General features: G+C 71.7%; 10 protein-coding genes. 3 read left to right on the top strand and 7 right to left on the bottom strand.

Features of this window, described 5'->3' with window-relative positions; genetic code table 11:
* Positions 1 to 97: 97 nt before the first annotated feature.
* From EIW28_RS04005 to EIW28_RS04020, 4 genes are all read right to left on the bottom strand, one after another.
* A complete protein-coding gene (locus EIW28_RS04005) occupies positions 98 to 1,006 on the bottom strand; it encodes an amino acid ABC transporter permease (RefSeq protein ID WP_125246391.1) in 909 nt (302 codons plus the stop codon).
* A 13-nt stretch (positions 1,007 to 1,019) separates the two neighbouring features.
* Positions 1,020 to 1,676 carry an amino acid ABC transporter permease gene (locus EIW28_RS04010; protein WP_125246392.1) on the bottom strand — a complete coding sequence of 219 codons (657 nt, stop codon included), beginning with the start codon at positions 1,674 to 1,676 and terminating at the stop codon, positions 1,020 to 1,022.
* A 73-nt stretch (positions 1,677 to 1,749) separates the two neighbouring features.
* Complete coding sequence (locus tag EIW28_RS04015) at positions 1,750 to 2,679, bottom strand: glutamate ABC transporter substrate-binding protein (protein WP_125246393.1); 930 nt, start codon at positions 2,677 to 2,679, stop codon at positions 1,750 to 1,752.
* Between the two features lie 50 nt (positions 2,680 to 2,729).
* The gene (locus EIW28_RS04020) at positions 2,730 to 3,482 is read right to left on the bottom strand and encodes an amino acid ABC transporter ATP-binding protein (protein WP_125246394.1); all 753 of its coding nucleotides are present in this window, start codon (positions 3,480 to 3,482) and stop codon (positions 2,730 to 2,732) included.
* A 254-nt stretch (positions 3,483 to 3,736) separates the two neighbouring features.
* On the opposite strand from EIW28_RS04020, the gene lipB reads away from it, so the two are divergent.
* A complete protein-coding gene (lipB, locus tag EIW28_RS04025) occupies positions 3,737 to 4,426 on the top strand; it encodes a lipoyl(octanoyl) transferase LipB (RefSeq protein WP_125246395.1) in 690 nt (229 codons plus the stop codon).
* Between the two features lie 57 nt (positions 4,427 to 4,483).
* Here lipB and EIW28_RS04030 read toward each other — a convergent pair whose 3' ends face one another.
* A complete protein-coding gene (locus EIW28_RS04030; RefSeq protein ID WP_125246396.1) occupies positions 4,484 to 5,866 on the bottom strand; it encodes an alpha/beta hydrolase in 1,383 nt (460 codons plus the stop codon).
* A gap of 49 nt (positions 5,867 to 5,915) precedes the next feature.
* Positions 5,916 to 6,707 (bottom strand): ABC transporter ATP-binding protein, encoded by a 792-nt coding sequence (locus EIW28_RS04035; RefSeq protein WP_125246397.1) that lies wholly within the window; start codon positions 6,705 to 6,707, stop codon positions 5,916 to 5,918.
* Positions 6,708 to 7,144: 437 nt separating this feature from the next.
* Here EIW28_RS04035 and EIW28_RS04040 point away from each other — a divergent pair, with 437 nt between their 5' ends.
* A complete protein-coding gene (locus tag EIW28_RS04040) occupies positions 7,145 to 8,185 on the top strand; it encodes an ABC transporter ATP-binding protein (RefSeq protein WP_125246398.1) in 1,041 nt (346 codons plus the stop codon).
* On the top strand, positions 8,182 to 9,198 hold the full coding sequence (locus EIW28_RS04045; protein WP_125246399.1) for an ABC transporter permease subunit: 1,017 nt from the start codon (positions 8,182 to 8,184) through the stop codon (positions 9,196 to 9,198). The genes EIW28_RS04040 and EIW28_RS04045 overlap by 4 nt, the downstream gene beginning before the upstream one ends.
* An 89-nt stretch (positions 9,199 to 9,287) precedes the next feature.
* On the opposite strand, the gene EIW28_RS04050 is transcribed toward EIW28_RS04045, so the two are convergent.
* Positions 9,288 to 10,457, bottom strand: a complete 1,170-nt coding sequence (locus EIW28_RS04050; RefSeq protein ID WP_125246400.1) for an ROK family transcriptional regulator — start codon at positions 10,455 to 10,457, stop codon at positions 9,288 to 9,290.
* Between the last annotated feature and the right edge of the window lie 13 nt (positions 10,458 to 10,470).

A 10,470-nucleotide genomic window follows, 5' to 3' on the forward strand; every position in this document is an offset into this window, starting at 1 on the left:
GATTTCAAGAGGAGGGTAGCAAACCGCGAAACCGATTGGCGCTCATATGCAAAGGGGCCCCGCCAGCGGTGCTGGCGGGGCCCCTGGGGCGGGTGCTTCAGATGCCGACCGACTGGCCGGAGGTGACCCCGGCCTCGATCTGGGCCGCGGCCTTGGGCGCGGCGGTCTTCTTGCGCAGGCGCCGTTCGGCGTACACCACGACCTTCGAGAGGGCGTAGGCCAGCACGAAGTAGATGAGCGCGGCGATGACGAGCGCCTGGAGGAAGGAGTTGCCGTAGTCGCGGCCGATGATGTTGGCCGAGTGCAGCAGCTCCGGGTAGGTGATCACGTAGCCGAGCGAGGTGTCCTTGAGGAGGATGACCAGCTGGGCGAGGACCGCCGGGAGCATGTTCCGCAGCACCTGGGGCAGCACGATGAGGCGCTGCACCTGGCCGTGGCTGAGGCCGACCGCGTACCCGGCCATGGCCTGGCCCGGCGGGAGGGCCGCGACGCCGGCGCGGAGGATCTCGGCGAGGATCGCGCCGTTGTAGATGCCCAGGCCCAGCACCAGGAACGTGAGGCGGCGGGCGTCGCCGCTCCAGCCGAGGGTGTCGGCGGTGAAGCCGAAGTACCCGTCGATGGTGAAGGAGATCCAGATGAGCAGCACCAGCGGCAGCGAGCGGAAGAACTGCACGTACACGGTGGAGGCCGCCCGGGTGGGCAGGAACCGCGAGATGCGCCCGAAGCCGATGACGACGCCGAGGACGATCGCCAGGAGCGAGCCGAGCGCGAAGGCGAGCAGGGTGTCGAGGATCGCGGGGATCCAGGTGGTCTCGACGACGAGCGCGTCGAGGGGGTTGATCCACCGGGACGCCTCGAAGAAGTTGTTCGAAGCGAGTCCGGCTGCGGCCCAAGCGAGGAGGCCGACGATGACGACGCCGGAGACGACCGACGCGATCAGCGAGCGCTGCCTGCCCTTGGGGCCGAGCGCGTCGAACAGGACCGTGCTCTCGTTCTGTCTGGTCATGAGTCACCCGCCTTCATCGGACGAACGCGGCGCGCCGCTCGGCGAGCCGGACGAGGTAGCTGAGGACGAACGCGATCAGCAGGTAGCTGACGGTCACGCCGATGACGACGCCCCACAGGTCGAACCGGGACTGGTCGTCCTCGATGAGCCGGCGGGACATGGCGGTGAGCTCGGTGACGCCGACCGCGAGCACCAGCGCGCTGTTCTTGACCAGGGCGATCAGGAGCGAGCCGAGCGGCGGGATGACGGCCCGGAACGCCTGCGGGAGGATCACGTTCGCGAGCGACTGCCCGAAGGTGAGGCCGATCGAGCGGGCCGCCTCGGCCTGCCCGAGGGGGATCGAGTTGATGCCGCTGCGCAGCGTCTCGCCCACGAACGCGCCGGTGTACATGCCGAGGCCGATGAGGCCGACGCCCCAGCTGGTGGTCTCGATGCCGATCGACGGCAGGCCGAAGTACATGACGAACAGGACCGCCAGCAGCGGCACGTTGCGGAACAGCTGCGTGTAGGCGTTCGCGGCCCAGCGGGCGGGGGCGGCGGGGCTGACGTGCATGACCACCAGGACCATGCCGATCGCCAGGGCGATCGCGTAACTGGCGAGCGTCACCACGACGGTGACGCGGGCGCCCTCCAGCAGGGCTTCGGCCATCAGGTCGAAATTGTCGAACAAGCGGACTCCTCCATAAGGCGGGCGGCGGCGGCCGTCTGCACGGCCGCCGCCGCTTCACCGAACGGTCGCGGACCTAGTAGCGGTTGGGGGCCGGAAGGGTCTCGGGCAGCGGCATGCCGGCGGCGCCGAAGGTCAGGTCGAACGCCTTCTCCCAGTCGCCGTTCGTCAGGATCTCGTCGATCATGTCGTTGACGAAGTTGCGGGCGTCGGTCTCGCCGAGCGGCATCGCGATGCCGTAGGGCTCGTCGGTGAAGATGTTCGACGAGTCCAGGACCCGGAAGGCGTCCGGCTTGTCGACGGTGAAGCCGTAGAGGATGGTCTCGTCGGTGCTCACCGCGTCGGTCTGGCCGTTCTCCAGGGCCTGGGCGCAGGCGGCGTAGTCGGCCAGCGGCGTGATCTCGGCCTCGGGGTTCTCGGCCTCGAGGTTCGCGATCGAGCCGGAGCCCTCGGCGATGCAGACGCGCTTGCCGGCCAGGTCGGCCACCGAGTTGATGTCGGTGTTGTCGGCGGCGACCATGACGTTCTGGCCGGTCTGGAAGTACGGGCCGGCGAAGTCGAACTGGGTCAGGCGCTCGGGGTACATCGAGTAGGACGCGATGACCACGTCGACCGTGCCGTCGTTGATGTACGTCTCGCGGTTCTGCGAGGTGGTCTCGACGAAGCGGAGGTTGCCCTCCTCGCCCTCGGTGACCTCGCCGAAGATGTAGGTGGCGAGCAGGCGGGCCATCTCGGCGTCGAAGCCCTCGACCTCGCCGGTCGCGGTGTTCATCTGGCCGATCAGCGGCTGGTCGTACTTGACGCCGACGGTGATGTAGCCCTTCTCCTGGATGTCCTGGATGAGGCCGGCGGGGATCTCGGAGGCCTGCTCGAGCGAGTAGGACCCGACGGACTCCTCCAGGGACTCCTGCTCCTCGGCGTCCTGGCTGGCCTCGCCGGAACACGCGGCCAGGGACATCAGGCCGGCCGCGGCGATCGCGGCGGCGGCCTTGCGGAATGCGCGCATAGCTGTTTCCTTCCTTATGGGTGGGGTCGGCAATGTGGTGCTGGGTGGTCTCAGTGCGTCATGACCTTGGACAGGAAGTCCTGGGCGCGCTCGGTCTGCGGGTCGTCGAAGAACCGGTCCGGCGGGGCGACCTCGACGATCTGCCCGTCGGCCATGAAGACGACCCGGTTGGCGGCGCGGCGGGCGAAGCCCATCTCGTGGGTCACCACGACCATGGTCATGCCCTCGCGGGCGAGGTCCTGCATGACGTCCAGGACCTCGTTGATCATCTCGGGGTCGAGCGCGGAGGTCGGCTCGTCGAACATCATGAGCTTGGGGTCCATGGCCAGGCCGCGGGCGATCGCCACGCGCTGCTGCTGGCCGCCGGAGAGCTGCGACGGGAAGGCGTCGGCCTTGCCGGACAGGCCCACGCGCTCCAGGAGCTGGCGGGCGCGCTCCTCGGCCTTGGCCTTGGGGGTACGGCGCACCTTGATCGGTCCGAGCGTGATGTTCTGGAGGACCGTGAGGTGCGCGAAGAGGTTGAAGTGCTGGAAGACCATGCCGACGTCGGCGCGCAGGTTCGCGAGCGCGCGGCCCTCGGCGGGGAGCGGCTTCCCGTTCACGGTGATGGTGCCGGAGTCGACGGTCTCGAGTCGGTTGATGGTCCGGCACAGCGTCGACTTGCCGGAACCGGAGGGTCCGATGAGGACCACGACCTCGCCGTCGTCCACGGTCAGGTCGATGTCCTTGAGCGCGTGGAGGTCTCCGAAGTGCTTGTTCACTCCGGCGATGGTGACCATCGGAGCCTTCGGCGTTGCTTCCATTCGTATCCCTGTGGTCGTGTGGAACCCTCGACTGGCGCGGGGCGAGCGGATTGGGCTTTAAATACCTTAGGAATAGTAGTGTGACAGCTCACGCGCGGTCACCGGGGCGGCCGACGGCAGCAACTAGTCGGCAATTAAGTAACGGCATCATAAAGAACGACCTGCGCATAACGGGCCTGAAGCACCGCTGGAACCACGGTGACGCATCCGTCGTCCGGTGGCCGCCCGGACGCGTTGCGGTCTAGGGTCGAAGGATGACCGCACCAGTGGGGACCGCGGGCGCAGACGCCCCCGGCATCAGTGTCATCGAAGGCATCACTGTAGAGAAGCGCGGCCTCATGGACTACCAGGAGGCGTGGGACTACCAGCGGGAGCTCCAGCAGCGGCGGATCGACGACGAGATCGGCGACACCGTGCTGCTGCTCCAGCACCCGAGCGTGTACACCGCGGGACGGCGCACCGAGACGTGGGCGCTGCCGCAGGACGGCACCCCGGTCGTCACGGTCGACCGCGGCGGCCAGATCACCTGGCACGGTCCCGGCCAGATCGTGGGCTACCCGATCATGAAGATGCGGAACAAGGTCGACGTCGTCGGCTACGTGCGGCGGGTCGAGGACATGATCTCGGCGGTGTGCCACGAGCTGGGCGTGACCTCGGCGCGCGGGCGCCTGCACGACCGTACGGGCGTGTGGCTGCCGGCGGACGACAAGGGGCCGGAGCGGAAGATCTGCGCGATCGGCGTGCGGGTCCGCTGGGCGACGACGATGCACGGGTTCGCGCTCAACTGCAACCCGGACATGTCCTACTGGGACCGGATCGCGCCGTGCGCGATCACGGACGCGGACGTCACGAGCCTCTCGCAGGAGCTGGGCCGCGACGTCACGGTCGAGGAGGTCCTGCCGGTCGTGGAGAAGCACCTCGGGCTGCTGCTCGAGCGCGACTAGGGGAACGTGAGAGGACGGGCGCGGCGCGGGCCGCGCCCGTCCTCGCGTCTGCGTGGTCTAGGCGCAGTCGGGGTCCGCGGGGGCCTGCTCGGCGGTGAGCTCGGGGTCTTCGCCGGTCATGACGGCGAGGAGGTTGCGCCAGGCGTCGGACTCGGGGTAGAAGACCTCGGAGTGGGAGTGGACGCCTTCGACGGGCTTCCCGGCGATGCCGAGGTCGTGGAGGCTGAGGCCGGTGTCGTCGACGGCGCCGGGGGCGTCGGAGAGGTTCCCGGTGGCGAGGCGGCGCATCCCGGGGAAGTCGTCGGGGTCGGCGCCGTGGCCCAGGAGCGGCACGTACGGCAGGCCCTGGACGTACGAGATGGGATCGCCGGGGGCGGTCATGGAGTAGCGCGGGCGGCACGGCTCGGTGTAGTCGGCGGGGGCGTAGACGTCGCTGCCCATGCCAGCGGAGGCGATGTGGAGGATGCGGTCGGCTTCGAGGTCGTAGGTCTCGGCCGTGCCGACGACCGCGCCGCCGTAGGAGTGCCCGGCGAGCGTGATGGCCACGCCGTCGCCGAGCTGCGCGCGCAGGTCGAGGGTGAAGGCGGCGAGGCTCCGGGCGGCGACCTGGGACCAGGACGCCCACGCCTCCTGGATCCAGCCGGAGGGCCAGGAGGCCGCGGCCCAGACGACGACGGCGAGGCCGTCCCCGGCGGCGTCGACGAAGGACTGGGCGCGGTCGTGGTAGATCTCGAAGTTCTGGCTGGTGAGGAACGCGGAGCCGCCGGGGACGATGACGGCGACGTTCCGGGCGGTGTCGAGGTCGCCGACGACCTCGATCCAGGAGCCGCCGCCGGCGTTGCTGTACGGGTCGAGGTGGAGGAACTCGCGGCCGGAGCCGACGAGGTCCTCGAGTTCGGCGCGGGCGGGCCGGGCGGTGTCGCCGGTCCAGGGCCGCTCGGGGCCGGCGTACGCGGTGGAGGCGGTGGCGGCGGCGGTGAGGACCAGGCGGTTCGCGGCGGTGCGGGCCTCGAACGGCGCGCCGGGCATGCCGCCGATGACGGTCGGGTAGAGGACCGAGAGCCACGCGGTCCGCTCGGGGCCGAGGCCGGCGAAGAACTCGCCGACCGCGACCGGGTCGAGGCCGCCGTCGGCCGCGGCGAGGGCGGCCAGGGCGGCGCCGAGTTCGCCGGAGTCGGCGGTGGGGACGGCCGCGACGAGGCGGGCGGCGGCGGCGGGGTCGGCCAGCGCGGCGTCGAGCGCGGCGGCGGGGTCGTCGCCGGTGACGGGCGCGGCGGCGCGCAGGGCGGCGAGTTCGGTGCCGGGGTCGGCGGCGAGCACGGGGACGGCGCGGAGCTGCTCGGCCTCGGCTTCGCCGAGGCGCGCGAGCCCGGCGAGGTAGACGAGCGCGACGGCGGCGACGGCCGTCAGGGCCGCCGCACGCCACCACCGCTTGATCACCGGGCCAGCGTAGCCGAGCCGGGATGCGCGCGGCGGGCGTGCGGGCGCGCTAGGCGGCGGTGGCGGTGAAGCGGCTGCCGTTGGCGGTGAGGGTGAGCGGGAGGCCGAAGGCCTTGGAGAGGGTCTCGGAGGTGAGGGCCTCGGCGATCGGGCCGGCGGCGATGACGCCGCCGCCGGAGAGGACCAGGGCGTGGGTGAAGCCCGGCGGGATCTCCTCGACGTGGTGGGTGACGAGGACGAGGGCCGGGGCGGCCTCGTCGCGGGCGAGGCCGGCGAGGGTGGCGACGAGCGCTTCGCGGGCGCCGAGGTCGAGGCCGGCGGCGGGCTCGTCGAGGAGCAGGAGCTCGGGGTCGGTCATGAGCGCGCGAGCGATGAGGACGCGCTTGCGCTCGCCTTCGGAGAGGGTGCCGAAGCGGCGGTCGGTGAGCTGGGCGACGCCGAGCCAGCGCATGAGGGAGGCGGCGCGCTCGTCGTCCTGCGGGTCGTACTCCTCGCGCCAGCGGCCCATCATGCCCCAGGCGGCGGTGCGGACGACGTCGAAGGCCTTCTCGTCGTTGGGGATCGCGTCGGCGACCTGGGTGGTGGTGAGGCCGATGCGGGGGCGCAGCTCGAACACGTCGACGCGGCCGAGGCGCTCGCCGAGGATCTCGACGACGCCGGAGGTGGGGTGGTTGCGGGCGGCCGCCAGGTTGAGCAGCGTCGTCTTCCCCGCCCCGTTGGGGCCGAGGACGACCCACCGCTGGTCGGCGTCGACGTGCCAGTCGACGCCGTCGAGGAGCTGGTTGCCGCCGCGTCGCACGGTGACGCCGGACAGGTCGAGGACGCGTTCAGACTGAGCCACGCGTCAATGAAACCACGCGGCCTGAACGATCGGTCGGGGGCGGGCCGCGGGGCGGGAGTAGGACACACGGGCGAGCCCCGGGCCGCGCGGCGTCGGCCGCGGCCCGCTGCGGCTCGGCCCCGGGCGGCGCGCGGGGCGGGCATGGCGCGAGGTCGCCGCACCGGCCGCCGGGATGCAGCGGGCGGGCCGGCGACGGCGACGTGGAGGCCGCCCTGCTGCCGCGCGGGCCCGGCGCGGGCATGGCGCGAGGTCGCCGCACCGGGCGCCGGGATGCAGCGGGCGGGCCGGTGGCAGCAGGCCCGGCTGCCGCGCGGGCCCGGGGCGGGCCGGCGGTGCAACTGGGCGGGCGCGGTTGGCGTCTCACAAGTAACGTCTCACTAGTACCGCCGCTCGCGCGGCCCGACCGGTGCCCGACACCGCAGACTGGAAACGAGTACATGCCCCCCATCATCGAGATACAGGGGCTGCGGAAGACCTATCGCAGGAGCTTCCGCCAGCCGCACAACGCGTTGGACGGCCTCGACCTCGAGGTCGCCGCGGGCCAGGTGCACGGGTTCCTGGGCCCCAACGGGTCCGGCAAGACGACGACGCTGCGGGCCCTCCTCGGGCTCATCCGCGTCGACGGCGGGACCATGCGGATCTTCGGCGAGGAGGTGCCGCAGCGCCTGCCGCAGGTCGTGTCGCGCATCGGCGCGGTCGTGGAGTCCCCGCAGTTCTTCAAGCACTTCTCGGGGCGCCTGACGCTCCAGCTGCTGGCTGAGAGCGCCGGCGTGCCCAAGGACCGCGTGGAGGCGGTCCTGGAGCAGGTGGGCCTGCGGGACGCCGCGAAGGCGTCCGTGAAGGGCTACTCGCTGGGCATGCGCCAGCGCCTTGCGGTCGCGCAGGCGCTGCTGAAGCAGCCGCAGCTGCTGATCCTGGACGAGCCCGCGAACGGCCTCGACCCGGCGGGCATCCACCACATGCGCGAGCTCCTCCAATGGCTCGCGCACGAGCAGGGCGTCACGGTCGTCGTGTCCTCGCACCTGCTGTCCGAGGTGCAGCAGCTGTGCGACTCGATGACGATCGTGTCGCGGGGCCGGCGCATCGTCGACGGCTCGGTGGCCGAGATCATCGCCGGGCACTCGGGGGCGTCGCTGAGCGTGCGCTTCCCCGACGCCGCGTCGCTTCCCGAAGCGGCCGAGGCGCTCACGGCGGCGAAGCCGACCGTCGGCGCGGTCGTGGAACGCGACCGGCTCGTCGTCACCGGCGCGCCGGAGGCGGCGTGGGTGACGCAGACGCTGGCCGAGGCGGGGATCTACCTGTCGGAGCTGGTGACGCAGACGAAGAACCTGGAATCGGTGTTCCTGGAGCTGACGGGCACGGCCCCGGCGCCCGGGCAGACGGTCCAGATCGGGCAGTCGGTGGCGGTGCCGGAGACGGCCGCGCCGATCGAGGTGCCGGTCACGGTCGCGAACGAGGCCGAGGAGGCGCAGCGGTGAACCTGTTCAAAGCGGAGCTGCGGCGCATCGTGCGCCGGCGCCTGTCGCTCATCTTCGGCATCCTCGCGCTCGCGGGCGTGGTGGTCCTGTCGGGGTTCATCTGGGCGATCTCCAGCCAGGGGCCGAGCGAGGCCGAGCTGGCCGAGGCGCAGGAGATGGCCGACGACTGGAACATGGAGAACCCGGACTACGTCGACTGCATCGGGGAGGAGGACTACTTCGAGGACAACGAGTTCTACGAGTGGGCCCTGACCGACCCGGAGTACGAGGAGCTGAGCCACCAGGAGCGCTGCGAGGCGTACGTGGGCGGTTCGCGGGCCTCGGACTACGTGTGGACGTACACGTTCGACTTCGAGTCCGAGGGCCCCTCGATGCTGCTCGGGGTCGTGATCGTCGCCGGGCTCATCATGATGATGCTGGCGTCCTCGGCGATCGGCGCGGAGTGGTCGAGCGGCGGCATGTCGAACCTGATGGTGTGGCACCCCAACCGGATGCAGGTGTGGGGCGCGAAGCTCGGCGCGGCGCTCGCGCTGTGCGCGGTCGCGATGATCGCGCTGGCGGCGCTCGCGTTCGGGCTGCTGTTCCTGACGGCCGCGGTGCGCGGCGAGGTCGGCACCCTCGACGGGCCGTGGTGGGAGGAGACCCTGGAGGTCCTGCTGCGCACGGGCGTGCTGGCGCTGGGGATGACGACGCTGGGCGCGTCCCTGGCGATGCTCGGCCGCCACACGGCGATCGCGGGCGGCGTCATCGCGGGCTACCTCATCATCGGCGACCTGATCGTGCAGATGGCGTCGATGGCGATGCCGATGCCGTTCCCCGAGCGGCTCTCGCTGTACACGTGGGTCATCGCGTGGATCTCCGGCCGCATCGAGCTGACCGACTGGAGCGACATGGGCATGAACCCGGACGTCATGGTGATCACCTGGGGCGACGCCGGCCTGCTCCTCGGCGGCATCGTGCTCCTGTTCGGCGCCTTGGCGACCTGGTCGTTCCACCGCAGGGACGCCGCTTAGCGCGGCCCCAGAGCGACACGTTCGACGCCGCCCCCGCCGCATCGCGGCGGGGGCGGCGTTCCGCGTTCAGAGGCCCCGCCGAAGAGGCGCTAGTCGAAGAGGCTCTCGCGCACCGCGTCGAGGCCGTGGAGGATCGCGCCGCGCATGATGGGCTCCTCGATGACCGTGCCGGCGACGACGCTCGGGTTGACCGGGGCGAGCTGGGAGGTCTGGGCCGCGACGCGGCCGGCGAGCTCCAGTCCCCCGGCGTAGCCCACCGGGCCGCCCAGGACGACGACCGTGGGGTCCAGGAGCACGCACACCGCGACGATGCCGAGGGCGATCCCGCGCGCGATCTCGTCCAGGCACCCCGCGCCGGCCTCGCCGGCCGCGAGCGCCGCCGTCAGCACCTCTTCGGGCTCGGTGGCCTCGAAGCCGTGCTTCGCGCCGATGTCGAGCACCGCGTCCCCGCCGATGACGCGCTGGTACGAGCCCTTCGACAGGCGCGTCACGACGCCGCCGGTCGGCAGGTCGCCGCCCGGCACCGGGAGGAAGCCGATCTCCCCGGCCGCACCCGAGGCGCCCCGGTAGAGCTGCCCGTTGAGGATGACGCCGAGGCCGAGGCCGCCGCCGAACCAGGCGTACACGAAGTCCGCGGCGCCGCCCGCGCCGCCGGAGCGCTGCTCGGCGAGCGTGGCCAGGTTGACGTCGTTCTCGATGGCGACCGCGGGCGCGAACTCCTCGTTCAGGGCCGTGCGCAGGCCGCGGTGCCAGGCCGGGAGGTTCCAGGAGAAGCCGATGTCGCCGCTGGCGGGGTCGATGACGCCGGGCGTGCCGAGGGTGATCCGCTGGACCTTCGCCATCTCGATGCCGGCGTCGGCCACGGAGTCGGTGACGACGCGCCGCACCACCGCGACCGGGTCCGTCGAGCCCTCCACGTCGATCTCGGCGCGGCCGACGATGCGGCCGGTGAAGTCCGCGCAGGCGCCCTTCGTGGTCACGGGCCCGACCTCGACGCCGACGACGTACGTGAACGTGGGCACGGCCGCGTACAGCGACGCGTTGGGGCCGCGCCCGCCCGACTTCGACCCGACGACCTCGACCAGGCCGCGGGTCTGGAGGCGCTCCATCATCTGCGAGGCGGTGACCTTGGACATCGAGGTCCGCTCGGCGAGCTGGGCGCGGGTCTGGGGCCCGTCTTCAAGCAGGAGCTTCAGCGCGGCCTGGTCGTTGAGGACGCGCAGCAGCTTGGGCACCCCGGGGGTGTGGCTCTTCGGCATTCGTACTTCCTTC

The sequence above is a fragment of the Glycomyces terrestris genome (assembly GCF_003933745.1).
GTDB classification, from domain to species: Bacteria; Actinomycetota; Actinomycetes; order Mycobacteriales; family Micromonosporaceae; genus Glycomyces; species Glycomyces terrestris.